Raw genomic sequence first — 23,817 nt, 5'->3', positions numbered from 1 at the left:
ACGCGAGCGATATCGTGGAGCACTGCTCGACCTGACACTCACGATGCCCCAAGATCTCGACGACGTGACCGCGTTCCTTCGTGTCGCTGACCTGACGCTCAGCGGACTCGATTCCCCCACTGTGTGATTGTGGACGGCACGCGACGCCGAAACCGGACGCATCGTCGCCAGCACGGTCTACGAGCGCAGCGACGACAACGAACACGTTCTTATTCGCAGCGTTGCCGTCGATCCGGCACTCCGAGGTCTCGGCATGGGCCTCCAATTAGCGCGCTTCGCGCTCGACCGAGCCGCCGAAGTCACTTTCGAGGCGGCCCTGGTTTCCGACGAGTACGCGTGCCAATATGCCCGCCCCTTCACGGCCGCCCACATGAGACCAGGTGATCTGCTCCACCAATGCGATCGAGTCGCTCAACGCACGGTATCGGCGGGCGGTGCGGGCTCGAGGACATTTCCCTACCGAGCAGGCCGCTCTAAAATGCTTGTATCTGGTCACTCGAAGTCTCGACCCCACCGGAGCGGGCCGAGCTCGTTGGACGATGCGTTGGAAGCCAGCTCTCAACGCGTTCGCCATCGCTTTCCGTGACCGCTGGCCGAACGCAGAATCCTACTAATGAAAAACGCCGGAAACACCGTTACCGAGACACTCCCCAGGATCTGCCTGTTCGCTTTTTCACGACGCGGGGCTTGCCCAGCCAGTATCCAGCCCACCCCCTTACCGTGAACAGTGGAGGATCCCACTCCACACGGATTAGCCCCGACACATTCCTCACCGCCGCCCCCCTGTGCAGTGACGCCGGGGCTTTTTCGTGGCTATCACTGAACTCGTCGGAAACTCTTCACCACCCAGGACCACGCGCACTTGGCCCTCTACCCCGCAAATCAGACCAGCAATCAGATCAGCCAATGCCAGCCCAGCTCAACGCCCGGACACAACCCGTTCAATTCGCCTTTAAGACGGTGTGATCATCGGCGTCGGATAGGCTACGAGCGAGGGCCCACCTCTAACGCAGTGGGCCCTCGCCATTTCAAACGCCGACCAAACCATCACACATAAGGTCGGGCCGATACTGAGGCACCGCACCCAGCATTCGCCCTGGTCATTGTTGTCGGTAGTGGTTCAAACTCGCTCAGCGTCTTTTCACCCGATCACGCCCGCCCATCCGTCCGTCCGTTCGTCCGTAGTAGCTGACGGAGCAACATCCGACCACTTGGTGCGCGGACTATCGGAGACGTGCCGGTTTGGACCGTCGGTAAGGAGGATGACTGGTGCAGCCGGAAACCGCTGCACGAAACGTGCCACCAGCCAGTGTCTCCTACCGCGAATGAGCAGGACACGACCACAGGCAGATCTAGAAGATAACAACACGCTCGAACGTCACGCCGCTCTCACTATCAGCGAAGGCCTCATTGATATCAACGAAGTCATACTTCTTGACACATTTGTCAAACAGGAACACACCAGCCTCGTAAAGCAAAATCAGCTACGGGACGAAAGTTTGCGACACGGAGTCACCCTCGATCACCATGCTGATCTTCAACCCACTCAGCAGCACACTGCCAATTCATCGGCGCCTCGGTCAGCGCCTTGGTCAGCGCCGCAAGCGGAACCTTACTTGGCGGCAGCCTTAAGCCTGCTTCCGGCAGTAAGCCGGACGCGGTGACCTGCGGCGATGGCGACCTCTTCACCCGTCTGCGGATTGCGACCGATACGCGCCGCAGTTGCAGTGCGCTCAACCCCGAGCCATCCCAGGATAGTGACCTTGCTATCGTTCTTCACGGCCTCAGCAAGAGTCTCAAAGAATGTGTTCAAAATGCCATCAACTGCAGCCTGACTCTGTCCCGAATCGGCTGCAACCTTCGCAACAAGCTCAGTCTTGTTCAACGAATTATCAGTCATTGAGTGTCCTCCTCGGACCATTGCCGGTAAAAAACCAGGCCTTCACATAAAACGGGCGACGCTTCCAAAAACCAGTCCAGTCGTCGGTGGGACCGATTTGAATCTAACAGAGTGTGGCATTCGGATTCATCGCACGGTTTCTTCCACCCAACAGAGCAACGTTGATGATCGGTCCACTGACACCGGCGCTCCCCCCGAAGAGAAGAACAATCCGCTCGAGGTTGCAGCACGGCGTGTCAGAGGGCGATTTCACATGGCGTACGCAACACAGAATTTCCCTATCAATACCGCCGTCGAAATCCGACAGCCTAATCGTCGGCTCGGGCTGCTTGACTGTCACCATGCACGCCGCATTACTTTATCCCGCTGGATACAACGCCGAGTTCCTTGCGACTCCTCTGCCGCTCCCGGCCCCTCCCGCAGGAACCCTGATTCGTGAACTGCTCTACACACATTTCACCGTGCTCTTAGGCCCCGCGCGGCGCCTCGCGATCGCGACCGGCGTCAACATCGACGGGGATCACCTCGTCACCGTTGACCGAGGCGCAGGCTGGCACCTCGACTCGCGGATCCCCCTCTACGAACAGGCCGGGGAGGGTCTCTACGCCAGAAACGACCTCGACCGCGGGCACCTCGTCCGCCGCCTGGACCCGGTCTGGGGCGACACAACGACAGCCCGGCGAGCAAATTACGACACCTTCGCCTACACCAACGCCGCACCCCAAGCCGCAGCCTTCAACCAATCGAAACAACTCTGGCTCGGCCTCGAGGACCACGTCCTCACCTACGCACGCACCAACAGTAACCGCATCAGCGTCTTCACCGCCCCCGTACTCTCAATCCAGGACCCGATATACCGCGGGGTGAAGATCCCGCAAGCATTCTGGAAGATCGCAGCATGGACCACGACCCTGCACGGCTCCACCGTTCTGCACGCTGCCGGATTCATCCTCGACCAAAGTCCACAGTTCGAAGACATCGACCTTGACACGGTCCGCGCCCCAGCCCGCATGTACGGCACTCCCCCGCCGCTTGGACCATACCGCACCTACCAAGTACCCATCAAGGACATCGTCGACCTCACCGGGCTCAACCTGACCGCCCTATCCGACGCAGACGTCTACGCCCCGGCCCCAACGATCCAGGAAGACGCCGACCAGCGAACGCGCTGGGTCGAACTGATCGACACCGCAGGCATCCACCTCTAAATCACACCGAATCGTCTACAGCCAGCTCAATCCCCAGCGCGAAGGTAGACATAGACGGTTTCCCGGCTGACCCCAAACTCCCGAGCAAGCACAGACTTCGGCACGCCCGCAGCAGCCTTCTCACGCAGCTCGGCCGCACGGACCGCGTCCAAGGATGGGGTGCGGCCGCGGTAGACGCCACGCTTCTTAGCCAGGGCAATGCCCTCCCTTTGACGCTCACGGATCAAAGACCGCTCAAACTCAGCAAACGCCCCCATAACGTTCAAAAGCAGGTTCGCCATCGCATTGTCATCGCCCGTGAAGACGAGCTGCTCTTTCACGAACTCAACCCGAACCTTCTTCGCCGTAAGCCGGCGCACGATCAAGCGAAGGTCATCCAGGTTGCGGGCCAGACGGTCCATGGAATGCACGAGAACAGTATCGCCATCTCGAACGAACCGAATCATCTCCTCCAGCTCGGGCCGGTTCTGATCCTTCCCCGACGCCTTATCCTCAAACACCCGATCGACCTCAACGCCAGCAAGCTGACGAACAGTGTTCTGATCGAGAGTACTCACGCGCACATACCCAACTCGTTGACCCGCCATGCGACTTCTTCCCCTGTTCCGTCAGATTGAAGTCTAAGACCCCGCCGCGACGGGTGTCCACCAATCAGAATATGACCCTATCTTGACAATATTAGATGAGGACGCCTGACGCCCCGTTGGGGTACACCCCAAACGGACAAATCACCGACGTGAAGACGAGTACTGACACTCGTGCAGACGTCCTCTGAAATGACATCGATTCGTAAAAGCCCAAGGACTGCATTGGGGTCACAAATGTGGCTTTCGGATTTATATGGCGGGGTTGTATCGACGATAAATGGCAGGTTGGGCCGGTCTTTCCGCGGAACGCGCAGGCATCAGCGGGATCTCCCAATCAACGCTGCCATTTAGCGTAAGCAAAAGACCGCCACGGAGCGCTAAAAGTCACAGGCGTCTTGCGCAACGATCGTCGCGTGACGCAATCGTCTTGTTCGCCCTAGACACAGCCCTCCCGTCCGCTACGACCGGGCAGTCCGCCGCGTGGCAAATCACGGGAAACACGTGGTTTGCAATCCTGTTTGCCGCCATCAAGGGCATCTCCTGGATACTCACGGCGCTGCTGCTCGCCGGGGTAACGGGATTGTTGCGCAAGGGATAGTTCTGTCCAGGAGCTCCGGTCGAATGCCGCCAACGAAGCAGGCGGCGATCAGAACCGAACGATTTCGGTTTCTGGTATCCCGTTGGAGGTCTGGGTTCAGTGAGCGGAGAGCTGCGACGAGCCCTTGACGCGCTGGCCCTGTGCGGATGCGGCAGGCTTCACGATGGTGGACTTGGTTACTTTCGCGCCACCGATCCGCTGCTGTACGCCGAAGCCGCCGGACGTTTTCACGATCCGCCATGTCGACTGTGAGGCTGCCATGCGTCCAGTGTACGACGCTGAGCCGTCATCGGGTCAGATTTGTTATGCCGCTGGCGACGGTGAGTCCTGGTCCTGGGCTACCTCGAACGCGGCGGACATGAACTCCGCAACGATCTCGGTGAGCGCGACGTCGCCGGCGTCGAGCGACTCGGATACCGGCGCGTCGAGGGTCACCATGCCATATGCGCCGGTCTCGGTCCAGATCGGAACCGAGACGAACGTCTTGTAATCGCTCATAGTCCCGTCGTACCCTCCCGGATTCTTGCCCTGGCTCAGGTCGGCGTAGTACGCGCGCCGGTGGCCGTCGAGGAAGTTCAGCGCAGCATCGCCGCGAACCGTTCCCGCGAGGAACGGCCCGGGCCGTTCACCACGGCCACTATGCGCGATCGACCTCATGCTCGGAGGTGTGTCGGCGTCGAGCAGGTAAACAACTGCGCGAGGCCGGTCGACGTGAGCGCCGACCATGGCAGCTAGGGCTGACGCGGCAACCTTGGCCACACTTTCGAGATACGGTTCGCGCTCGGACAGAGGATGCCTGGCCATGTCGGCGGTCGTCGACGCCATCGGCATTAGCTGGTCCCGCAGCTGGACGAGAAGCTTCTCCCGCGCGTCCGCGATCGTCAAAGCCCGACGGGAGTCGAGCACCTTGGCAATAATCGCGATAGCCAACGCGGCCAGGAAGACAACGAACGCGGCGAGGGAGTAGAGCCAGCCAAGCACTGGGTTGATCTCAGTGCGGGCGATCGTCAGAAGCTGGGCAGCACCAAAACCGCCGGCAATCGGAACGCCGGTCGAGATGATGACCCAGGAGGTTCTGAGTTTCTTAGTCGATGCCACAGGTCAACCGTAGGGGGAATTGCACCATTAGCGTAGCCGTGCATGAGATCAATTTTCGGTATCAACTGCGGATAGAAACACCGTTATTATCGGATAGTCAAAGAGACTGTAGCAGTAGGAGGCGACACCTGTTGCGGTGCTACACACGTGCTTATAGCGGAATCTAGTAGGTATTGCAGTGACTCCAATTACTCCGGTGACCCCTGTTACATCTAGTCGCACCGCAATAGACGTAAAGGAATAAGCATGCCAACCGAGCTACAATTTCAAGCCATCGCCCTGCTGAAGCAGGAGGTGGACCTCGCCAAGCGGACTAAAGGCGTGCCTCTGGCACCGTCGTTCCTCAAGAGCACAGTTCCGGACGAGCCCCCTGCGCTCGCGCGGCTGCTCGGGGCGGGCCGCGGTGGAGAAGTTCGTCTGAAGCTCTTCCTCACCTTCGCACTGCGGGCTGCTCGCGGGCGGCCGATCCTTACCGCTCGGCGCCCACCGGGATTAGCGAGAATGCTCGCCCTTCCGTCCGATACCGGGCCGCGGCGAGTAGCAGACGCGATGAGGTGGCTCAGAAGTAACCGTTTCATCCAAGTTCAACCAAGGGTAGGTCAGGCCGGCGAGATCACCCTGCTCGACGGCGGAGATCCTCCCAGCGATCTGAGCGGTCGCGACCGACACGGCCACTACGTATCGGTGCCGATCGAGCTGTGGACCAGCGGCCACATCTTAGAGATGAAAGCGCGGGAAGTCGCAGTTTTCATCGCAATACGCGACATCACCTCAAACTCTCTGCATGAGGGATCCCTGACCGGATACCGGAAGGCACAATACGGAATTTCCGACGACACCTGGACCAGGGCGCTCAAAGAGCTGCGCGAGAGGAACCTCGTCGACTATCGAACGGAGGTCGACGAGGGCGACGACAGGATGCCCCGGAAGCGCCAGATATACAGCCGCGTGCCGTCAACGAACTGGGAGAAGCTGCCATAACGAAGGCCGAAGCCGTCCTCTCGAATCTCCGGATCACATCGCTGTAGCAACAGCAGTTCGGAGGGCCCAAGAAATCTGGTCTCGGCCTATTTTGACGCTGTTTCAGCAATACTGCTGACACTCATTGGCGTCACCCCAATCCGACATGGGTCTATAGCGCCAAGCTCTTAAGACGTTCCGTTTGCAATTAAGGTTCTTAACATGCTAGACTAGTCATTAACGAGCAGATTAAAACCTTGGAGGCACCTTTTGGAAGTTACCGGCTACGACCCAGATGAGAGATTTTACGCAACTCGATATCGGCAGGGAGGGAGGGTCGTCTACTCTCTCGATCTTTCACTGACGCAGATCGCATCCCTCATTCCAGCGCCTGCCGTCGACAAGGCGACGGAGGGCAACCGCATTGTGAAAGAGGCCCATGCCCGAGCATTCGGCGACTACGTCCGGACTAAATCCGAGTGGGTCGCGCCAGCCTTAGTCCTTCGGGCACCAAGTATTTTCGAGTTCGACGTTCGAGAGAGCATCGGTGGAACAGAGTTCGGAGTCCTTTCGTTTCCCAAAATGGCCACAACTGATCTCAAGATTCTTGACGGACAACACCGCACCCTAGGGATCCACATGGCAATTCGCGGGATCGCTGATGACCTGGAGAAGAAACGGTCCTCACTCGCGGCTGCGCGTCGCAACGACGACTCGGTCGGAGTGATCGAAAACGTGCAGGCGCAGATCAACGAGCTTATGTCGCAACGAGAGCGGTTCTCCAAAGAACGGACATCGCTCCAAATATTTGTTGAAGACGACCAGGTGGCTTACAAGCAGATGTTCTTTGACATTGCGGACAATGCACTTGGTATTACGTCCTCAGTTCGCGCCCGATTCGACAGTAGAAAGGTCGTTAACCGCAGTCTCGAAGAAGTGATGAAGCATGCACTGCTGAAGGGTCGGGTTGACCCTGAACAAGACCGAATCGGTAGGAACAACCCCAACTTGGTGGGTGCAAAACAGGTAGCCGAAATAATTCGCACCCTTATAGTCGGACTTGACGGGCGAGTCAGCCGACGGCTCGAAGATGAGCTCAATGAAAATGCGCTGGTCCAAAAGGCCAATGATTTCCTCGATACCCTGCTGGAGTCATTCCCCCCACTCGCGCAGGTGGCGGACGATGACCTCAACCCCGAGGACCTCCGGAAAACGAGCATGCTTGGCTCAACAGTGATGCTGCGTGTGCTTGCGGGCGTCTACGCAGAACTTGTCGATCGCCACAAATTCGACGACCGAGACGTAATCGACTTCTTCTCCCTCCTCGCCCCCCACATGTCGGGACCCGCGCAAGAAAACGGCATCTGGATTGAGCATGTGGGAGGAGACATCTTCGCAGTCGGTTCTCTCGCACCCACCGCCCGCCGGCAAGATCTAAAGGAATTACGGGACAAGCTCGTTACTTGGGCAACGACAAATCCCCCCTGGCTCAAGGGTGAGGCCTAACGACGTCGGTCGCAACAACACCAGCGTGTGGTCTAAGCCCGTTCCAACGTTCAACCAACTGAAGGAGGTGATATGTATATGGGGAAAGCGAAAAGCTCCGGCCACGCGCGAAGCGCGATTACCGGACGGTTCGTGACGAGGGCCCAAGCTAAGCGGAGCCCTCGCACGACGATCGTTCACAAGGCCAAGTAACTATCGGATCAAGCTTTGACTCTTGAATCGGGTGCTATCTCTTCAGGGGTAGCACCCGACTTGAATTGTACGACGCTAACTCCGTTCAGCCTGACTTCGGCCGAGCTGGGCGGGCTGCCGGCCACCCCGGCCAGCGAACCTACGTCCGTGCGCGCCTGGGTGAGATACCCCGCCATAGCCCGCCACGTTCACGGCCTGGCCCTGGCGTGGACCCCGCGCGCCGTATACGTCGAGTGGGAGGACGCCGGCACTCACCGCGCCTGGGTGTGGGCGCCGGCCGTCGAGCGCTCAGCACCGTGCCAGAGCCCACCGGCACCCGCTCCCCCGCGGCCACCGGTGGATATGGTCAGCGTGCGGGACACCCAACCACTGGTCGAGCTAATCAATACCCACCTGGCTCAGAGCGGTACCCAGTTTGTCACCGCCATGTCGCAGCCCGGCGGCCCCTTCGGCGCGGTCGTGTTCGGTTCCATTGAAGACCACGGCGTACGCCTGGAATTCTCCGCCGATCCCGCGACCAACATGTGCGCGTTGGTCCTGTTCGGCATGACCGCGCGCCGGGTGCTTGCTGAGCGCGTGGCGGCTCCTACATTTCCCGAAGCGATCGCCGCGTACCCCTGGGCCGCGACCCTCGATGCTCTCGACGCATCCATGAGTGAGTAGCCCACCCTCCTTGGCAGCGTTGCTGAGTGGGTCAGTCCTTGCCGCTAAGGTCGGCAAATGGCAATCGACATTAGTGAATTCTCCGTTTCCGACCTTCGCCGCGCTGAGGATGGCGCCGCAGCGCTCCTTGCGCTGGCGGATCTACTTGAGGAAAAGGGCGCCGTGGCCTACGCCCAGCAGATGCGCACGGATTCTGCTGCAATTCGACTTCTCATCGGCGAACACCCGAGCGCGAACGACTTTAGGCCCGGCGCGTCGATCGCCGTCAACGAGCACCGGTCCGAACTGCGTCACCAGCTCGGGTGATCGAGTCAGCCGGCAGGGGGTCGATGACGGATTGGGAAACGTCCTCGAACCACGTCACCGACTCATCGACGGTGCATATCTGACACACTCGACCGAAAGCGCCTGACTCGGTGTGCGCTTCATAATTTTCGTAGGCCATGTCGCCCACTTTAACTACGCCCGCCGACACCAACCAGGACGGTTCTACCCGACCCGGAGCCGAGCTCCCGGCGAGTGCCAACGAGTGGGCTCTCCTGGCCGGTGTCGCGATCAGTCGAACATATAAAGGGGCCCCGGCGCTTACGCAGCCGGGGCCTCTCTGATTTCTAGCTAGGACATGGTGAAGGGCTGTCCGCAGCCAGAGCACCGGACTTTCGCGCCACGCTGATAGGAAGCAATACCACGGTGCGCGTGGCGGCAGTGCGGACAGGTGATAGTGAAACTGGGCTGCGTAACGCGGATGGTGATCTTACGTGCCATAAGGAGTACCTGAATGCACAGCATCAACACGCGCCAACCTGGGAGACATGCCCAGGGTTGGGCACAGCGCACCTTGTCGGTTTAGGATTACGGGAGATTCGGCCAGAATCCCTAAACCCCTGATTGAGCCTTCCCCCCTGTGGGAAGTCCGTCAGGGGTTTTTGCATTCACTTTCTTTTCTCTCTGATCCTACCAGTGACCACTGACACGCTGCGGGGCTAGGTGACATTCTGTGATGCATGTAACGCATAAAGACCAAAACACCCACGGTGGCCACCTTTAGCCTCGTTATACCCCCGTAGCGGGCCGTTGAGGGGTAAATTGCGGGAGGTGGTCAAGACCAAGTTGTTGCGGAGTAAGCCCCATCGTCGCTCGTGTCCTCATTAATGAGGACACTCGTGATGCACCGAAAAGTACTTGCGATGAGTGCCCTACGGTGAGCGAATGGGAACCATAACAGCGGGCACCGCAGCACTTATCCAGTTGGTCAACACTGAGCTGGCCAACAATGGCACGGAGTTTGTGCCAGCGATCGAATCGGCCATGGGGCCGTTTGGGACGAGCGTCACCGGGTCGATCAAAGGTCACCCAGTTCGGCTCGATTTCGGCATCAACCCGGCGAATGATCGTCGAGCCGTGAATCTGTTCGATCTACGCACCAAACAAGTCTTGGCGGAGCGGTTAGCGGTTTCGACATTTCAGGAATCAATTACCGGCTACCCGTGGGCAGTGACGGTTGCTGCTCTCGTCCTCGTCTAGGCGGTAGGGCGTCCGCCGCCGACACGACTCGGGGGTGCCAATGGGGCTGAGCTGGGCTCCTGGTAGATGCCAGCGAATCGGCTCACAATGGGTCAATGGAGCCGCAGAGTCGCGCACACAGCCCCTGGGCCTCCCCTTGGGGTGAGTTCGTCTATCAGGCCGCTGTGTTTCTGCGCGTCGTCGTCCTCCTGGCCGGCGCCGTGATCGTCGGGCTGGTGCTCGTGCACCTGGTGCGCGACGGCTGGGCGCCGTTCCTGCTGCAGGCGTGTGCCGATGCGGGCGCGTTCCTGGTGGGTGGGTTGCTGCTGCAGCTCGTGGTGGTCGTGCGCAACCATGCCGTGCGGCCGTAGGCGGCCGGTGGGCAGAGAAACGCCCCCGGCCGAGAGAGAGGGCGGCCGGGGGCGTGCTTGTGGGCTCGTGACCAGGTAAAGCCGGGTCGATCGAGGATTGGCTTATTCAGTGGGAGCGGGGCGGTAGCCCTGGCCCCTGATCGCACCTTGGGCTTTGTCCAGCTCATCACCGAGCTGATCGGCCAGCTGGGCGGCGCGAGTGAGGTGGTCAGTCGCCGTGGCGATGCTCTGGACGGGATCTCTCCCGTCGTCTTCCTTAACGTCGTACTGGTCGAGTGAGCGCCCGAGGCCACTGGCGAGGTGCTGCAGCGCCTCCGGGAGCCGATGGCCAACCCACTTGAGGTTGCCCAGAACGTCATAGACGAGCGGCGCAGGCAGGTTAGCCGCGTGCGTTGCGTCCACGAGCGACCTGATGGACTCGGCCGCGTCATCGGCGTGCTGGACTGCTGGTGCTCGTTCGTCGTCGCTGTTCATGTCTGATGTCCCTGTCGATCGCGTGGGGGCGAGGCCGCCGGCTGGCGGCCCGCGGGTGTTAGGCCTGGTCGTCGGGCTTGCTGTTGCGGCGGATCTGCGCGACGGCGCGGCTGAGGTCGGCGCCGATGTAGTCGGCGTCGATGACGCGGCCGTAGGTCTTGGATCCTTCGGGGCCCCAGCTGTTGGTGTGCTCTCGGCCGACGACGATCACCGCGTCTCCCTTGTGGAGCGTGGCCGCTGCGTTCTCGCCTAGCTCGAACTTGGCTTCAACGAAATGCGTCGTCGGGTCAACGTGTTCCATGTACCTTCCGGCGCGGTACTCCCCCGTGTTCTCGATGACTCGAAATTTCGTGATGTTGAGACTGCCGGCCTTCACTACGTCGACGTCGGCGGCGAGGTTCCCAGTGATCGTGCGCTGAGTTGACATGGGTTCTGCTCCTTCGATTGGTTGTGCGGTTAGGTACGGGTTTCGAGCTACTGGGCTAGTTGTACTGCCCAGGCAGGTTGTGGGTGAGGACCTCCGGTTGTGGAGTGGAGCTGTCAAAGGCCAACCACTTCAGACCAGGAGGTCCTCGTGTCTCACGCTAATGCTGCTTTGACTCCGCGTCACCGTCTTCGCTTGGCGCGTCTTGTCGTCGAGCAAGACCGCTCGATCGTCTACGCCGCCCGACTGTTCAACGTGTCGTGGCCGACCGCGAAACGGTGGGCCGACCGCTACGCCATGATGGGCCCGGGCGGGATGGAGGATCGGTCCTCACGCCCGCACCGCATGCCCACCAAGACACCTCAGGACCAAGTGAGGAAGCTCGTCCACCTGCGCTGGAAGAAGCGTTTGGGGCCCGTGGCGATCGGCGTAAAACTGAATATGCCGCCCTCGACCGTTCACGCGGTTCTGACCCGGTGCCACCTGAATAAGCTGCACCACGTGGATGTGCGCACCGGGGAGGTCGTCCGCCGCTACGAGCACGCCACCCCGGGGTCATTGATCCACGTCGACGTGAAAAAGCTCGGCAATATCCCCGACGGTGGCGGATGGCGCTACGTGGGTCGGCAGCAAGGCGGCAAGAATCGAGCCGCGACGGCGACCCAGAACCGCAGCGTTCATCACAACCCACTGATCGGGACCGCGTTCGTGCACACGGTCATCGACGACCACTCCCGCGTCGCCTATGCCGAGATCCACAACGACGAGACCGCCGCGACAGCCGTCGGGGTCCTGCACCGCGCGGTGTCCTGGTTTGCCGCCCGCGGCGTGACCGTGGAACGGGTCTTGTCGGACAACGGCTCCGCCTACAAATCACACCTCTGGCGCGACACCTGCCGAGACCTGAACATCAAGGTCAAGAAGACTCGCCCCTACCGCCCGCAGACCAACGGCAAGATCGAACGCTTCCACCGGACCCTCGCCGACGGCTGGGCGTTCAGCCGCTTCTACAATTCAGAATCTGCCCGTCGAAACGCCCTGCCAGCCTGGATCCACGAATACAATCACCACAGGCCCCACACCGCCATCGGAAACCACCCACCCATCAGCCGCTTAACTAACCTCCCTGGGCAGTACAGCTAGTGCGGTGATGAGTTCTGGTTGGAATCCGGACCAGCTGGTCGATGCCGTCTCGACGACGGGGGCCTGCAGGTGTCCTAGCGCCCGTATGTGCTCGAGCGCGGCTTCGTTCTGCGACAGGTCGACGACCGCGTAGCTGATGCCCTCCTGGTCAAGCTTCATCTTCGTCATTCGACACGGCTGGCACTCCGGCAACGTATAGACGACCACTGACGCACTCATGTTCCTGCCCCTTCCCCACCAACAATTCTTTGTACCTGTCTGGCAAAGGGAATCGATTGAGAGCGGGAGTGCCGTAGTGCAGGGTCGTGGAATACCGAAGCGAGAGCAGCGAGCGAGGATATGCCGCGAAAGCCTGGAACGGAAGGCGCGGAGCGAACTACGGTGAACGGCCAGACAGGTGCAAGCATCACAGGCTCTACAGTGCCGCGCAGCGGCTCCCCAGCCAGCCGGCCTCCGTGCCGGCTGGCTGCGTTGTGCGCTCCCCGTGACATGACTCCGCGTTTACTATTTACTTATTTACTTATTTACTTATTTACTTATTTACTGAGAATCTTGGCGACTGCTTGGCGAATGGTCGCCTGCAGTTCCGGGTTGGCGTTGAGTTCTGAGATAAGGGCTCGGATTACCTCTACGTGTGGGACTTTGGCGCGGCCTAAGTCCTCCGCCATTTCTGCACAGTAGGACAGAAGCGCCCGGTAGCTCTGTGGGGCCAGGTCGGTCGTGACCCGTACGGGCTTGGCGCGGGGTGCCAAGCGCTGGGGGGCGCGGGGAGCCGGAGCCTCTGCCGCGACGTCGGGGGCGTCTTGCGCTGCAGGGGCCGGCGCCGGCGCACGCCTGTTCGACAGGGCCGCGGCCCGGGCCTTCATGTCGTCTGCCTTGCTCACGGATTCACTCCAAGCGCGTCGATTTCGCGGGCAGCGTCGGCGTACTTGCCGAGGTCAGTGACGGGTGCGGCGAACGCCTGCGCGATTGGTTCCCGCCGCGGGATAGTCGTCGTGAGCACTGTTCGTCCGCTGTCGGTGATGAGGTCCCGGAACATGGGAGTCGAATTGGCGTTCGTGATGGTGCGGTTCAGCAATACGGCAACCACCGGCGGGGTATCTCGAAGTACTTCCATCTCGTCAATCGCCGCCCACACGTCGGGCAGGCGCTCGAATTCGAGCATGGTGGGCGCCATGGTCACGATGATCGTGTCAGCGGCGCGGAGCGCGGAGTACACGATGCCGGCCTGCTCGTCCAGCGGGGGTGTGTCGATGATGACGATGTCAATCGCCGGCGGGACGATGCCTGCGAGGCGAGTGTGAAGGTTCTTGACTGGCATGGCGATGGTGGGGATCTCCCACTCCCCCTGCTCACTCCATCGGAGCGATGACCCCTGCGGGTCAGCATCGATAATCAGGACGCTCTTACCTTGTGCCGCGAAGGCATGCGCAAGGTATGCGGTGCTGGTCGTCTTGGCCGACCCGCCTTTGAGGTTGGTCACGGTGATTACTTTCATGGTTTCATCCTAACGTAATTACGCGTTTCAGTGTTTACTGACTCACTGAACTACGCGTAAGCGTATTTGCGTAATTACGCGTTCACTGAATGCAGTGTTTACGCGAGTACGTCTTATCCGGGGGAGTGTGAGGGGGTCACCCCTCACCGGCTGGCCCGCGAGGGCCGGCCAGCAGCCGGTCCCGGCTAGTCGGCCTCGACAAGGCACTGGGGGCAGCCCTTGGCGATTGACAGGGCGCGGTTGAAGTCGTCCATGCGGTGCAAGCTCTGGTGGTCGGCGCATGGGGAGAATCGTTCGGTCATGGTGTTGCCTTCCGGCTGGGGGAGGGGCGGCCGTGGCCGCCCCTCCGGATGGTTAGTCGTTGACGCGGGTGAGGGTGTCGACGAAGGTCACGTATTCCGGGCTGTCGATCGTTGCTGTGTGCGCCAGGGTGTACCCGGCTTGTGCGTGGTTGTGCAGATCCTCGCCGCGTTTGGCGAGCTGACGGGTACGGCTCCACGTGTCGTCGTCGCTTTTGGTGACGCGGGTCTGGATTGTTTCGATCCTCATGGCGGCCATTGCTCTTCCTCCCGTTTGCTAGATGTTGCGGAGCATGCTGACGATGGTAGGGAACGGCGACAGGCTCTCAATGAGCGTGTCGACGGTTCCCGAGTCGGGCTTTTGGGCGAAAGCTATCTGGACCCGCGCGAACTGGGTATCGCTCAGCCCGACAGCTTGGCCCTCGGGGTTGGTGCCGACTGCGATGGCGGTTCCAAAGATCACGGTCGGGTTGCTGAGCAGGTGGGCGAGCACGGTTGCGGGCAGGTTCAGGGTTGACCCGTTGATGAGTCCCTCATCGTCGACGAAAAGGTCGATGCTGTCGGCCAGGTCGACGACGGCGAACATACGGCAGTCGATGGCGGCCGCTATGTCGTTGCCACCCTTCGCGCTGTCCAGGTCGAGCGTGGTGATGGTTTCGGTCGGGTTGATCTTGACGCTGCGGATGGTGGTGGTCATGGTGTTTCCCTCTCCAAGGATGGTGAGATACGCGGGGTCCCGGGCTCTCGTGGGCAGTGGTTGTGTAGTCATCCACCGTTTTTCTGCCCTTGGTGGCAAGAGAAATCGATTGAGAGCGGGAGTGCCGTAGTGCACGCAATCTGGTGCGAAATAAGGGAGCTTGCGACCGCGTGCCAGATTGTGGGTGACGAAGGCACGGAGCGAACTACGATGACCGGCCACCAAGGGAAGAAAAGTTCTGTCAGAGTCAGGCCGGCGCAGCCGGCTCCGCGTGGATCCGGTCTCCGTGCCGGATTCACCTGGGGGAGTGTGAGGGGGCGCCGTCCCCCTCGCGGCCGACCCCGTGAGGGGCGGCCCGGCGGTCAGGTGGTGGCCGTTGACCTGGCGGTTACGTCGTCTTGGTCGCCTTCCCAGAAGTGGCCTAGTCCGGCGTCGACCATGCTGCGGATCAGCGCGGCCGCGTTGATGCCGTGTGCAGCTCGGTCGGGAAACGACAGGGTGACGGTGATGCTCTGGGTGGGGGCAGCCTGGTCGACGTCGCCGTGCTGCGCGTCGGTGGCGTATTGGTACGTCCACGCGATGGCCACGGCGCCGGTCGGCCCGTCGCCTGGGGGAGTGAAGGCGGCGCGGTGTTCGTCCTGGCCGGGGTGAGGTGCTCTGCTGCAGCGCCACTGGATCCCGAGCACGTCGACGGTCGTTGCCCCGCACTTCGCCCCGGTGGGGCTGTGGTCGGCGTCGGGGGCGTCCTGGTCGACCTGGTGCGCCTCGAGCGTGGCGGGGCGTTCGTAGGTGATGATCATTGCCGGATCTCCTGTGGTCCCTGTGTCGGGACCGTTCTCGATGATGGGTGCCGGGCGGGGCCGGCTGCACTTGCTGGGGGAGGGTGAGGGGGATGCCCCCTCACGGCCGGCCCTGGGTGGGCCGGCCGCTGCGGCGGGACTACTCGGGCCGCAGGAGCTGCTGAATCTCGGCGTAGGGGGCGGTGTCGGTCCAGGTGTAGCCGGTGGTGACGCTGACTGTTTTGAGGTTGGCGCGCACGACTTCGCGCCACTGGCCGCGAATCTTCACCCGGTCGCCCTTCTTGACGGTGGAGCGGTCGTAGCCGGTGGCTTTGCCGCTTTCGACCTGGGCGGCGCGGACGGCTTCCCAATAGGCGATCTGGTCGCGCTTCTCGTCGATGTGCGGGGCGAGGCGTGTCGCGCGGGCCTGGATCTGCTCGGCGGTGGCGTCGATGTAGCCGCGTGTGTCGTCGTAGCACTGCACGGTGATGCGGCGTTCGAGCTTGCGGAGCTCAGCGCCCAACGTTTCGATGCGGTTGGCCACAGTGGCCGGGTTGTAACGGGCGTCGGTGGTGTGGGTGGCCGCGTCGGCGCGGGCCTGGGCGACGGTGGCCTCTGCGCTGGCTTCGACTGATTTACGCATGGCGGTATCTGCTTTGGCGATCGCGTTGCGGTGTCGGCCTTCGGAGTGGTGGCCGACCTTGATCGGCTCGCCTCCCTCGGGCAGCCGGCCCAGCGCTGCGCGGGCCTTGTCGTAGGCGACATCTTCCGCGCTGGTCTTGCGCTCTGCTTTCGCGGCCAGGGCGTCTACCCGGTCGGCCTGACGCTCGATCTTTCCGGCTTCGACGTCGGCGGTTGTGCGGTGGGTGCTGTCGATTTCGGTTTCTACCTCGAACCCGGCGGCTTCAAGTGCCGTCTTGGTGCGGGTGATGGTGTGCAGCTTGGGCAGGCGGTCGCGGGACTGGGGGACGAGCCATGCGCTGATGCTGCGTCCCCAGCGCCATCCGGCGGCTTTGAGGACTTCGGCGGTTCCGTCTCCTCGGCTGGTGCCGTCGATCATGGTTCCGGCTTCGTGGGTGTGGGTGATGGTGAGCATTAGCGGGTTCCTCTCGGGGTTGCGCTGGCGTTGACGCGGGAGCCGTTCGGGGTCATTACGATGACGAACCGGCTGCGGGGGTTGGGGTAGCTCTGGCTGTTCCAGTAGGTCGACATGTCGGCGCTGCTGAGCAGGTTTTCGGCCCCGAGCACTCCGGGAGTCAGGGGCGGAAGCTGAGTGATGAGCATGAGTCTTTTTCCCTCGGTCTAGGCGAAGCTGTCGGCGTAGCGGATGGCGGTGCAGGTTTCGCCCGGCTGGGTGTCTGCGGCACCTTCGGACCGGCAACCGCTGCAGGCGCACCCACCGGCGTAGCGGTCCCGGGGATAGGTGTTCTCGTACGGGTAATCTGACTCAGCCATGGGTTCTCTCCCTCTTGAACAACTGTTTTTTTGCCCTATCTGGCAAGAGAAATCGATAGCGACCGGGAGTACCGGAGCGCCCGGATTCCCGGGCGAAATAAGCCCGCAGGGCGCGTCCAAGAATTTGGGTGACGGAGGCACGGAGGGAGCTACGGTGAAACGCCAGAAAGGACAAAAAAGTCTTTTAGACAGTGCCGCGCAGCGGCTCCAATTTGCTCTTGACGGCATCGCCGTCTTGGTTTCAGAGTGATATCACTGTGATATCCCGACGTGGGGGAGCGCGAGGGGGAGCGCCCCTCGCCGGCCAGCCGTGAGGATGACCGGCTGTCCGGTTAGAGTGCGGCGGCGTCCTCGGCGTTGGTGACGAGCTGCGCCCCGTATTCGCGGATCAGGCGGTGGCAGCCTGCGCTGGCTGGTGAGGTCACGAGGCCAGGCACGGCGCCCACGGGGCGGTTGATTCCGAGGGCGTGCGCAGCGATATTCAGGGCACCTGAGCGCCAGCCGGCTTCCGTGATGACGGTCGCCCGGGCCACTGCGGCGATCAACCGGTTACGCATGAGGAAACGCCATTTCGTGGGCGCTGACCCACAGGCCATTTCTGAGGCGACGACGCCGTTGGTGGCGATTCGGGTGAGGAGGGCGTCGTGGCCGGTGGGGTAGAACCGGTCGACACCTCCGGCGAGGTATGCGACGGTGTGGCCGTCGCTGGCGAGGGCGGCGCGGTGCGCCATGCCGTCGATGCCATACGCGGCCCCCGATACGATGGTGTGCCCGCGGCCGACGAGCCCGCCGACGATGTCCATGCATACGTGCTCGCCATACCCGGTGGCCGCCCGTGCGCCGACGACGGCGATGCTCGGCTGGGCGACCAGTAGGGCGGTATTGCCTCGGGCCCAGAGGGCGTGCGGGGCGCTCACGCCGAGGTCGGCGAATCCGGCGGGCCAGTGAGGGCGTTCCGGCGTAATCAGAACCGCGTCAACCTTTGCCGCTGCAGTGAAGGCTGCCACGAAGGCGGTGTCAACGACGGGAGGGAGTACGCGCTCACGCAGGCCGGTCAGGTCCACTCCGGCAGCAGTGTCCTCGCCCTGACACAGCAGGGTGAGCGCGTCGGCGGCTCCGACTGCAGCAATGAGTCTCCGGCTTGGGTGTCTCCGGGTTCTCCCACGATGGTCCACACGGCGCGGGCGATCGCGTCGGGACTCAAGTCCTGGCCCGTCAGTGATGCGGGCGGGGTGGTGAGTTGGCGGGTGATGGTGGATGTGGTGGTCATGTGTTTCTTCTCTCTTCTCGGGACAACTTGTTTTTTTGCCTTCCGGCGAGAGAAATCGAAAGCGACCGAAGCGGTGGAGTGCCCAGAATTTCAGGCGAAATAAGGGAGCGTGCGACCGCGTCTGAAAATCTGGGAACGCAGCCGCACAGGAAGCTACGATGACCGGTCGGAATGGTCAAAAAAGCATCAGAAAAACAGTGCTGCGCAGCGGCTCCGCTCCATAAGGGCTGAAGGCGGCCGCGCCGCCGTTCCGCTGTAGGAGAGAAGGGCTGCGGCTGCCCGTTGCTTCCGTTGTGCTGCCGCCGGCAAGGCTTGTTTTCCAGGCGGTGCGAGACGTGACAACTGACAACTGACAGCTGACAGCTGACAGCTGAAATCGCACAGAGGTGCGCCCGGCTCAGAAGTTGCACTCGCCGCTGGCCGGCGCGGCCAGTGGCGCGTGCGGTATCCACGAGGGAATTTCGGGTGGGTTACGGCTATCCTGTTGCAAGCTTGCTCAGCGCAGCCGGATTAATTCTCCCGGGGACGGCGTGCAGTAGCGGCCCTCTTGCTTCGGGCTCGTACCGGCGACATGGCCACGAGTGCGGCGGCGGCGTGCGCAGCGACGGCTCGTGCGCGCTTATTCTTGGCGCTGATCAGGCGCACCAATTCGTTGCATGCTGGGTTCGGGCATTCAAACCGCACCGCGGCCGATCTGCGTCATGTCACGATGTTCGTGGCAGCGGTAACACTCCGACCGACCCAAGATGATGAGCAGCTCGGGATCGGTCAGCTCCTCAAACGTGGCACGAAAACACTGGGAGCAGAGGGTGCGCAAACGCATCAAGAAACCCCTCTTTATGGGGGGGTGCTTCAGTGGAGCGTGCCTAGATAGCCTTGATCCGTAGCCGTCATTGGTGGCGGCAGAAAATGGAGGAATCCATGAAGAATCATTCACGTATTCGGGGAATGATGGGGGCTGTCGCAACCTGCGCATTGTCTGCCTCGCTTTTGGTGGCCGGCGGAGGGGCCGCCTTCGCAGACGAACCGTCGGAGAACGTTCTCGAAGCTCTGGTCAGCGCCTCGCCGACAACGTTGGACGACGTGGCCGGTGTTGCGACAACTGATTCCGGTCAGCTCGCCATGGACGCCGTGCTGCCCTCAGCGCTGGTCTCGGTGCCGGTCGAACCTGCGGCCGGGATCGTGGCGGAGTCTCCGCGCTCGGACACTTCGTTGACGATCGGGCTTCCGTTCGCAGGCGAGGCATCGAGCGCCGAGGTGGAAGCCGAGGGAATCGTTTCCTACGACAACCAGAACGGATCCACGACCGTGCCCGTGGTCAAGGCTGACGGCACGATCCAGATCAACACGGTCATCGAAAACAGTGACGCACCGACCCGCTACGACTACCCTCTCTCGCTCCCTGAGGGGGCCACGATCGTGGACGACGGCGCTGGTGGCTTCATCATCAGCGACGCCACGCAGGTCATCGCCGCGATCGCCGCACCGTGGGCAAAAGACGCCAACGGTGTTGAGGTAGCAACCCGCTACGAGCTGACCGGCACGACGCTAACCCAAGTCGTTGAACACCGGGCAGTCGGCGTTGCCTACCCCGTCGTGGCTGATCCTAAGGTCAGCTGGCTGTGGTGGGGCGTTGCCATCAAGCTCACCCACGCCGAGACTGTTAAAATGGCAAACAACTTCACTCCGGCCTACATTTCTGCTGCATTCTGTGGCTTTATCCCGGTGCCGCTTGGTAACGTCGCATGTGCGGTGGCCGTGGGTATTCGCCTCTGGACGTGGGAAAAGCCCATCCTGGACGCGGCCTCCCAGGCAGGTCGATGTGCGCAACTTAACGCACCATACGTAGGAGGTGTCATCGCTTGGAACGTCACAAACGAGCGCTGCTAGTTGATGTCCTGACCGCCCTGGCGGTCGCCCTGATCGTTGCAGTCGCCACGTTGAGCCTGCAAACTCCGTTTGCTCAGGTCCTCGCGGTAACGGCCGTCGTAGCGATCGCGGTTTTCGTGATCAGGTTCACAATGCGGAATCACCGAGATCGTAAGCACCAGACCACTTCAGGTCCGGACGACGATTTCAAGAGTCAATAACGACACGACTCTGCACAAACTCCAACCAACCCAAAGGATGTCCCGTCAGTTCTGAACTGACGGGACATCTAGTTTGTGGGCTGACCCCTACGAGTCGATTGGGGGATGGGTTGTGGCGGGGTGGGGACTGCGCCTTCCGGGGTTGGTAGCGGTGCGTGTCGCTACTCTGTCCGGATATTCAACGACTTCATACGTCACTTTTTCTACGGTCGAAACGTCCGGACCGACGGTGCCTCCACTAGGAGGCCCTCGAACTGGGCGTCATCGTCACTGCCGACGCTGCCGCTGCCGCTGCTGGCACCGAGGAGCAGGGGTATGGATCGAGTCAGGGCGCCGACCCGGTCCGGGTATACGCCGAGCGACACCAGATGTGTGCTCCCGTTCGAGGTGGTCAGCTGCACGCAGGGATAGTGCTCTTCCGGTGCGAGTCCCTCGCACACAGCGTCCGCGAAGGTGTTGCTGTCGAGCAAATCCGCAAGATCGACATGCGCAACGAAGCAATAACGCGACTATCAACCACTTCATGACATGACTCCCAGGCTGTCGCTGATGGTTAGGCGGCGTCGCCGAGGTACTGCCACCGATTCTCCGGATTCAACACACCCAAATCCACCAACTCCCGCGCAACACGGTGATCACCACGCTGATCACTCGAGCGCGGATACCGCGGCCACACCCGCTCACCCGGCGCATTCACATCCCGAAACAACGGCCGGCTCGACACGTCCACCCGTTTCGGCCGACGACGCGGAGCAGCATTCATCGTCGCCACCTCCGCCTGCCACCACTCCCACACCTCACGCTCGACCCGATACCGATTCGCCCGATCGAGTAATAGTCCAGCGACACCGATGACGCGAGCAGCCACGTCGCGCAGATCCCGTTTCGCCCGCGCCCACCCCTCCACATGCCTCACAATCAATCGGTGACGACGAAGACGACTAAAGATCGTCGCGGTATGACGGATGCTGACCCCCAGTAAACGAGCAGCCACATTGATAGTCAACGCAGGGTGCTGAGCGAGGAGGGCATAGACCTTGCCCGCGAGATGTCCAAGCCCAGGACGGGTAAAGAGATCGTGACGGCCGTCGGTCAGCTGACGCTCCAGCCTGGCCACCAAGGAGCTACGGAGGTTGAAAAGTTCGGAGGGGGGGCGGGGGTTATCTATTGGTTGTGACGCAACCGTACGAGAGGCTGTGGAAAAGTGGCCTGATAAGCGCCATTCGGCGGCGTTGCCGCTGTCGCTGGGTGACGCCCGGACGAGGAAACCGTCACTGGCGAGGGCGGTGAGGGCCCGCCTGGCGGTGTCGCGGCTTAGTCCCACCATCAGGGCCAGATCCCGGATCGACGCCGCGACCGTGCGTTTCCCGGTCTGCAAGCTCAGGTAGGCCACTGCGGACAGGATCGTGCGGCGCGACACCGCTGCTTCGGACTGGCCCCAGCGGCCGGGGGAGACCCGGAATCGGGTCAGGAGGTCCTCGACACTGTCGACGATGACGCTCAGCTCCGTCAGATCGGCCGGGGCACGCGAGGTGCGAAGCGGCGCCTGCAGAGCCGAATACTGCTGGGCTTTAGCCCACTGCCGTTCCAGACGCGCCGTCGCCTCCGCCGGGGTGCGCGGCTTGCGGGTGCCTCGGCTGGTGTTCTTGGTCCGGTAGTGCTCCATCCCCGGCGCAGTCCGTGCCTCCAGGGAAGCGTCGGCCAGGGTCCACCCGGCCGACGCGGCCGCGAGCAAGCACATAAACCCCGTCCAGCTGGGGTTGCTGCCGCCGTTGACGGTGGCCATGTGGCCTTGGCCCCACGCGCTGAGCGGGCGGTGCGCGCTGTAGCGAGCATCAAGAGGACCAGACGGCGTCGTATCAGCCGGCCTCACCGCCGGCCTCGCCCGATCAAGAACCCCCGTTAGGGCATCAAGATCACTGCTGGTTACCGTCGGCGACAACAACCCTGCCACAGCACCACGGAGAACAATCGAGCTACTACCGTCGCGGTGCGGAGCCAAGGGTGGACGGGCACCACCCTCCCGCGGGTTACAGAGCATCCCATGGTCCAAGGTCGCATAATTGGCATGCGCTGCAGCTGCAAGAGCAGCCACCGCAACAGCCGGCGCGCCCCCCTGCACAGCAACCCAGATGTGACGACCACCAGTACCCGAGGACTGACACACCACGTGCGCAATCCCGAGGCCATCAAGGATCCCCGAGAGAGCATCACAATCGTCAACAGCGCGCTCCATCAAATCAGGCGAGACCACGCCGGCTTCCTTACCGTCGAAGTCAAAACACAACAGACGAAAAATGCCCGCCTCATCGGCCAAACGCACCAACCACGGCGTCGTCGGTTCCGTCGGGCCAACACGGAAGATCAGGGGGTAGCTATTCTCGTCCAGACGCCCATAAACATCACGCTTCATCACCCGCACCTGACCGCGCGGACTCAACCGACGCGTCACATCCCACGCCGTCAACCACTCGGAAGACACGCCCAACGAAGTTCCATCGTCAGAAACTACGTCAAAACGGTATACATCGGTTACTATGGTGTCATCTCCTTCGATTCAACTCTTGGGGGCATAAAAGAACCTCCCGTGAGGGCTGGTGATTTTGATTAGCTCGGACCTCGGCGCCTGGAAGCAGAGAGGGTTTGAGCTACGAAACTTATGTCGGCCCGTCGCGGAAGCGGCGGGCTCTTTCGTTTAAGCCACGTCTAAGATGGGCAGCTCCAACCTGTTTGCAGCAAAACGAGGCAAGCCGCCGTGCTGCTTGGCGATTTGCCGTAGGAGAAGGTCAACGTAGAGCGCTTCTGAGAGACCGGAAGCCTTGGCGGCCTGCTCGGCCTCTTCCTTGATTTCCTTCGGAATGCGCCAGCGCGCCTCTACGAGATCATTGCGTTTGGCAACGCGTGAGCGGCGCTGTACTCCCTTGTTTGCTGACATGAATCCATCATGGACGTTAAATGCGCGCATCTACGGCTTCTCCGACGGCGTGTCGGGCGTTTTGACTTGTGAGAGCTGCTGGTTGTTGGTCTCTTGGAGTCGTTGGCGTAGTTGGGTCTTGTGGATGATCCAGCGATTTCCGACGTGATAGGCGGGAATTTCGCTTG

32 protein-coding genes and 2 pseudogenes are annotated in these 23,817 nt (G+C 61.7%); 12 read left to right on the top strand and 22 right to left on the bottom strand.

From position 1 onward, the window contains the following. Positions 1-127 precede the first annotated feature (127 nt). Positions 128-283: pseudogene (locus CXY71_RS21940) on the top strand (GNAT family N-acetyltransferase); the annotation flags it as partial. Here the strand turns inward: CXY71_RS21940 and CXY71_RS21935 are convergent. After that, positions 266-415 (bottom strand): hypothetical protein, encoded by a 150-nt coding sequence (locus tag CXY71_RS21935; protein WP_233204557.1) that lies wholly within the window; start codon positions 413-415, stop codon positions 266-268. The pseudogene CXY71_RS21940 and the gene CXY71_RS21935 overlap by 18 nt on opposite strands. Between CXY71_RS21935 and CXY71_RS08135 the strand changes: the two are divergent. Next, positions 378-614: pseudogene (locus CXY71_RS08135) on the top strand (transposase); the annotation flags it as partial. The gene CXY71_RS21935 and the pseudogene CXY71_RS08135 sit on opposite strands and share 38 nt — an antisense overlap. A 998-nt stretch (positions 615-1,612) precedes the next feature. Here the strand turns inward: CXY71_RS08135 and CXY71_RS08130 are convergent. Next, a complete protein-coding gene (locus CXY71_RS08130; RefSeq protein ID WP_104135141.1) occupies positions 1,613-1,900 on the bottom strand; it encodes an HU family DNA-binding protein in 288 nt (95 codons plus the stop codon). A gap of 341 nt (positions 1,901-2,241) precedes the next feature. On the opposite strand from CXY71_RS08130, the gene CXY71_RS08125 reads away from it, so the two are divergent. After that, on the top strand, positions 2,242-3,108 hold the full coding sequence (locus CXY71_RS08125) for a DNA/RNA non-specific endonuclease (RefSeq protein ID WP_104135140.1): 867 nt from the start codon (positions 2,242-2,244) through the stop codon (positions 3,106-3,108). A 26-nt stretch (positions 3,109-3,134) separates the two neighbouring features. Here the strand turns inward: CXY71_RS08125 and CXY71_RS08120 are convergent, their stop codons facing one another. Further along, positions 3,135-3,695, bottom strand: a complete 561-nt coding sequence (locus tag CXY71_RS08120; protein WP_104135139.1) for a recombinase family protein — start codon at positions 3,693-3,695, stop codon at positions 3,135-3,137. Between the two features lie 427 nt (positions 3,696-4,122). Between CXY71_RS08120 and CXY71_RS21065 the strand changes: the two genes are divergently transcribed. Next, positions 4,123-4,293: a hypothetical protein gene (locus tag CXY71_RS21065; RefSeq protein ID WP_158253026.1), complete on the top strand. Its 171-nt coding sequence runs from the start codon at positions 4,123-4,125 to the stop codon at positions 4,291-4,293. Between the two features lie 96 nt (positions 4,294-4,389). Here the strand turns inward: CXY71_RS21065 and CXY71_RS21060 are convergent, their stop codons facing one another. Together CXY71_RS21060 and CXY71_RS08115 are read right to left on the bottom strand one after the other, a co-directional pair. Further along, positions 4,390-4,554 carry a hypothetical protein gene (locus CXY71_RS21060; protein ID WP_158253025.1) on the bottom strand — a complete coding sequence of 55 codons (165 nt, stop codon included), beginning with the start codon at positions 4,552-4,554 and terminating at the stop codon, positions 4,390-4,392. Between the two features lie 42 nt (positions 4,555-4,596). Beyond that, positions 4,597-5,391, bottom strand: coding sequence for a GAF domain-containing protein (locus tag CXY71_RS08115; RefSeq protein WP_104135138.1), 795 nt, complete (start codon positions 5,389-5,391; stop codon positions 4,597-4,599). Positions 5,392-5,637: 246 nt separating this feature from the next. On the opposite strand from CXY71_RS08115, the gene CXY71_RS08110 reads away from it, so the two are divergent. The 6 genes from CXY71_RS08110 (at position 5,638) to CXY71_RS08085 (ending at position 10,586) form a co-directional block, all read left to right on the top strand. Next, positions 5,638-6,372 carry a hypothetical protein gene (locus CXY71_RS08110; protein ID WP_104135137.1) on the top strand — a complete coding sequence of 245 codons (735 nt, stop codon included), beginning with the start codon at positions 5,638-5,640 and terminating at the stop codon, positions 6,370-6,372. Positions 6,373-6,621: 249 nt separating this feature from the next. After that, the gene (locus CXY71_RS08105) at positions 6,622-7,857 is read left to right on the top strand and encodes a DNA sulfur modification protein DndB (protein WP_104135136.1); all 1,236 of its coding nucleotides are present in this window, start codon (positions 6,622-6,624) and stop codon (positions 7,855-7,857) included. A 207-nt stretch (positions 7,858-8,064) separates the two neighbouring features. Next, positions 8,065-8,712 carry a hypothetical protein gene (locus tag CXY71_RS20655; RefSeq protein WP_146072775.1) on the top strand — a complete coding sequence of 216 codons (648 nt, stop codon included), beginning with the start codon at positions 8,065-8,067 and terminating at the stop codon, positions 8,710-8,712. 57 nt (positions 8,713-8,769) lie between these two features. After that, on the top strand, positions 8,770-9,018 hold the full coding sequence (locus tag CXY71_RS08095) for a hypothetical protein (RefSeq protein WP_104135134.1): 249 nt from the start codon (positions 8,770-8,772) through the stop codon (positions 9,016-9,018). Between the two features lie 903 nt (positions 9,019-9,921). Then, positions 9,922-10,236, top strand: coding sequence for a hypothetical protein (locus tag CXY71_RS08090; RefSeq protein ID WP_104135133.1), 315 nt, complete (start codon positions 9,922-9,924; stop codon positions 10,234-10,236). 95 nt (positions 10,237-10,331) lie between these two features. Further along, positions 10,332-10,586: a hypothetical protein gene (locus tag CXY71_RS08085; RefSeq protein WP_104135132.1), complete on the top strand. Its 255-nt coding sequence runs from the start codon at positions 10,332-10,334 to the stop codon at positions 10,584-10,586. A gap of 102 nt (positions 10,587-10,688) precedes the next feature. On the opposite strand, the gene CXY71_RS08080 is transcribed toward CXY71_RS08085, so the two are convergent. Together CXY71_RS08080 and CXY71_RS08075 are read right to left on the bottom strand one after the other, a co-directional pair. Next, the gene (locus CXY71_RS08080) at positions 10,689-11,060 is read right to left on the bottom strand and encodes a hypothetical protein (protein WP_104135131.1); all 372 of its coding nucleotides are present in this window, start codon (positions 11,058-11,060) and stop codon (positions 10,689-10,691) included. A gap of 58 nt (positions 11,061-11,118) precedes the next feature. Then, the gene (locus CXY71_RS08075) at positions 11,119-11,487 is read right to left on the bottom strand and encodes a single-stranded DNA-binding protein (RefSeq protein WP_104135130.1); all 369 of its coding nucleotides are present in this window, start codon (positions 11,485-11,487) and stop codon (positions 11,119-11,121) included. Positions 11,488-11,634: 147 nt separating this feature from the next. On the opposite strand from CXY71_RS08075, the gene CXY71_RS08070 reads away from it, so the two are divergent. Beyond that, a complete protein-coding gene (locus tag CXY71_RS08070) occupies positions 11,635-12,627 on the top strand; it encodes an IS481 family transposase (RefSeq protein ID WP_104135129.1) in 993 nt (330 codons plus the stop codon). Here CXY71_RS08070 and CXY71_RS08065 read toward each other — a convergent pair. The 11 genes from CXY71_RS08065 to CXY71_RS21930 form a co-directional block, all read right to left on the bottom strand. Beyond that, positions 12,598-12,846: a glutaredoxin family protein gene (locus tag CXY71_RS08065; RefSeq protein ID WP_104135128.1), complete on the bottom strand. Its 249-nt coding sequence runs from the start codon at positions 12,844-12,846 to the stop codon at positions 12,598-12,600. The genes CXY71_RS08070 and CXY71_RS08065 overlap by 30 nt on opposite strands. Positions 12,847-13,163: 317 nt before the next feature. Then, positions 13,164-13,511, bottom strand: a complete 348-nt coding sequence (locus CXY71_RS08060; protein ID WP_104135127.1) for a hypothetical protein — start codon at positions 13,509-13,511, stop codon at positions 13,164-13,166. After that, on the bottom strand, positions 13,508-14,125 hold the full coding sequence (locus CXY71_RS08055) for a ParA family protein (protein WP_104135126.1): 618 nt from the start codon (positions 14,123-14,125) through the stop codon (positions 13,508-13,510). The genes CXY71_RS08060 and CXY71_RS08055 overlap by 4 nt, the downstream gene beginning before the upstream one ends. A 354-nt stretch (positions 14,126-14,479) precedes the next feature. After that, positions 14,480-14,683: a hypothetical protein gene (locus CXY71_RS08050; RefSeq protein WP_104135125.1), complete on the bottom strand. Its 204-nt coding sequence runs from the start codon at positions 14,681-14,683 to the stop codon at positions 14,480-14,482. 18 nt (positions 14,684-14,701) lie between these two features. Then, positions 14,702-15,193: a DUF3846 domain-containing protein gene (locus tag CXY71_RS08045; RefSeq protein WP_104135124.1), complete on the bottom strand. Its 492-nt coding sequence runs from the start codon at positions 15,191-15,193 to the stop codon at positions 14,702-14,704. Between the two features lie 290 nt (positions 15,194-15,483). Continuing rightward, on the bottom strand, positions 15,484-15,921 hold the full coding sequence (locus tag CXY71_RS08040; protein WP_104135123.1) for a hypothetical protein: 438 nt from the start codon (positions 15,919-15,921) through the stop codon (positions 15,484-15,486). A gap of 139 nt (positions 15,922-16,060) precedes the next feature. Further along, a complete protein-coding gene (locus CXY71_RS08035) occupies positions 16,061-16,996 on the bottom strand; it encodes a DUF3560 domain-containing protein (RefSeq protein WP_104135122.1) in 936 nt (311 codons plus the stop codon). Beyond that, positions 16,996-17,184, bottom strand: coding sequence for a hypothetical protein (locus CXY71_RS08030; RefSeq protein WP_104135121.1), 189 nt, complete (start codon positions 17,182-17,184; stop codon positions 16,996-16,998). The genes CXY71_RS08035 and CXY71_RS08030 overlap by 1 nt, the downstream gene beginning before the upstream one ends. Before the next feature lie 18 nt (positions 17,185-17,202). After that, positions 17,203-17,355, bottom strand: coding sequence for a hypothetical protein (locus CXY71_RS21055; protein ID WP_158253023.1), 153 nt, complete (start codon positions 17,353-17,355; stop codon positions 17,203-17,205). Between the two features lie 332 nt (positions 17,356-17,687). Continuing rightward, positions 17,688-18,419 (bottom strand): DNA-processing protein DprA, encoded by a 732-nt coding sequence (gene dprA, locus CXY71_RS08025; RefSeq protein WP_233204549.1) that lies wholly within the window; start codon positions 18,417-18,419, stop codon positions 17,688-17,690. Continuing rightward, on the bottom strand, positions 18,410-18,625 hold the full coding sequence (locus CXY71_RS21930; protein ID WP_233204548.1) for a hypothetical protein: 216 nt from the start codon (positions 18,623-18,625) through the stop codon (positions 18,410-18,412). The genes dprA and CXY71_RS21930 overlap by 10 nt, the downstream gene beginning before the upstream one ends. 921 nt (positions 18,626-19,546) lie before the next feature. On the opposite strand from CXY71_RS21930, the gene CXY71_RS08020 reads away from it, so the two are divergent. Next, the gene (locus CXY71_RS08020; RefSeq protein ID WP_146072774.1) at positions 19,547-20,515 is read left to right on the top strand and encodes a hypothetical protein; all 969 of its coding nucleotides are present in this window, start codon (positions 19,547-19,549) and stop codon (positions 20,513-20,515) included. Here the strand turns inward: CXY71_RS08020 and CXY71_RS21050 are convergent. The 4 genes from CXY71_RS21050 to CXY71_RS08005 form a co-directional block, all read right to left on the bottom strand. Continuing rightward, complete coding sequence (locus CXY71_RS21050; protein WP_158253022.1) at positions 20,512-20,673, bottom strand: hypothetical protein; 162 nt, start codon at positions 20,671-20,673, stop codon at positions 20,512-20,514. The genes CXY71_RS08020 and CXY71_RS21050 overlap by 4 nt on opposite strands. A gap of 245 nt (positions 20,674-20,918) precedes the next feature. After that, the gene (locus CXY71_RS08015; protein ID WP_146072773.1) at positions 20,919-21,116 is read right to left on the bottom strand and encodes a hypothetical protein; all 198 of its coding nucleotides are present in this window, start codon (positions 21,114-21,116) and stop codon (positions 20,919-20,921) included. Positions 21,117-21,268: 152 nt separating this feature from the next. Next, a complete protein-coding gene (locus tag CXY71_RS08010; RefSeq protein ID WP_233204547.1) occupies positions 21,269-23,197 on the bottom strand; it encodes a hypothetical protein in 1,929 nt (642 codons plus the stop codon). A gap of 213 nt (positions 23,198-23,410) precedes the next feature. Beyond that, positions 23,411-23,680 (bottom strand): hypothetical protein, encoded by a 270-nt coding sequence (locus tag CXY71_RS08005; protein ID WP_092341922.1) that lies wholly within the window; start codon positions 23,678-23,680, stop codon positions 23,411-23,413. Positions 23,681-23,817: the final 137 nt, after the last annotated feature.

The organism is Cryobacterium sp. Y62 (assembly GCF_002929785.1).
GTDB lineage: Bacteria > Actinomycetota > Actinomycetes > Actinomycetales > Microbacteriaceae > Cryobacterium.
This window is presented reverse-complemented; position numbering and strand designations above follow the sequence as displayed.

Bases quoted from the DNA above. Each gene is read 5' to 3' on its own strand.
- CXY71_RS08120 (WP_104135139.1), bottom strand. From the start codon at position 3,695: ATGGCGGGTCAACGAGTTGGGTATGTGCGCGTGAGTACTCTCGATCAG.
- CXY71_RS08125 (WP_104135140.1), top strand. From the start codon at position 2,242: ATGCACGCCGCATTACTTTATCCCGCTGGATACAACGCCGAGTTCCTT.
- CXY71_RS08095 (WP_104135134.1), top strand. From the start codon at position 8,770: ATGGCAATCGACATTAGTGAATTCTCCGTTTCCGACCTTCGCCGCGCT.
- CXY71_RS21055 (WP_158253023.1), bottom strand. From the start codon at position 17,355: ATGGCTGAGTCAGATTACCCGTACGAGAACACCTATCCCCGGGACCGC.
- CXY71_RS21060 (WP_158253025.1), bottom strand. From the start codon at position 4,554: ATGGCAGCCTCACAGTCGACATGGCGGATCGTGAAAACGTCCGGCGGC.
- CXY71_RS08080 (WP_104135131.1), bottom strand. From the start codon at position 11,060: ATGAACAGCGACGACGAACGAGCACCAGCAGTCCAGCACGCCGATGAC.
- CXY71_RS08045 (WP_104135124.1), bottom strand. From the start codon at position 15,193: ATGACTACACAACCACTGCCCACGAGAGCCCGGGACCCCGCGTATCTC.
- CXY71_RS08090 (WP_104135133.1), top strand. From the start codon at position 9,922: ATGGGAACCATAACAGCGGGCACCGCAGCACTTATCCAGTTGGTCAAC.
- CXY71_RS08020 (WP_146072774.1), top strand. From the start codon at position 19,547: ATGAAGAATCATTCACGTATTCGGGGAATGATGGGGGCTGTCGCAACC.
- CXY71_RS08040 (WP_104135123.1), bottom strand. From the start codon at position 15,921: ATGATCATCACCTACGAACGCCCCGCCACGCTCGAGGCGCACCAGGTC.
- CXY71_RS08085 (WP_104135132.1), top strand. From the start codon at position 10,332: ATGGAGCCGCAGAGTCGCGCACACAGCCCCTGGGCCTCCCCTTGGGGT.
- CXY71_RS08065 (WP_104135128.1), bottom strand. From the start codon at position 12,846: ATGAGTGCGTCAGTGGTCGTCTATACGTTGCCGGAGTGCCAGCCGTGT.
- CXY71_RS08130 (WP_104135141.1), bottom strand. From the start codon at position 1,900: ATGACTGATAATTCGTTGAACAAGACTGAGCTTGTTGCGAAGGTTGCA.
- CXY71_RS08005 (WP_092341922.1), bottom strand. From the start codon at position 23,680: ATGCGCGCATTTAACGTCCATGATGGATTCATGTCAGCAAACAAGGGA.
- CXY71_RS08035 (WP_104135122.1), bottom strand. From the start codon at position 16,996: ATGCTCACCATCACCCACACCCACGAAGCCGGAACCATGATCGACGGC.
- CXY71_RS08050 (WP_104135125.1), bottom strand. From the start codon at position 14,683: ATGGCCGCCATGAGGATCGAAACAATCCAGACCCGCGTCACCAAAAGC.
- CXY71_RS08075 (WP_104135130.1), bottom strand. From the start codon at position 11,487: ATGTCAACTCAGCGCACGATCACTGGGAACCTCGCCGCCGACGTCGAC.
- CXY71_RS21930 (WP_233204548.1), bottom strand. From the start codon at position 18,625: ATGACCACCACATCCACCATCACCCGCCAACTCACCACCCCGCCCGCA.
- CXY71_RS08030 (WP_104135121.1), bottom strand. From the start codon at position 17,184: ATGCTCATCACTCAGCTTCCGCCCCTGACTCCCGGAGTGCTCGGGGCC.
- CXY71_RS08055 (WP_104135126.1), bottom strand. From the start codon at position 14,125: ATGAAAGTAATCACCGTGACCAACCTCAAAGGCGGGTCGGCCAAGACG.
- CXY71_RS08110 (WP_104135137.1), top strand. From the start codon at position 5,638: ATGCCAACCGAGCTACAATTTCAAGCCATCGCCCTGCTGAAGCAGGAG.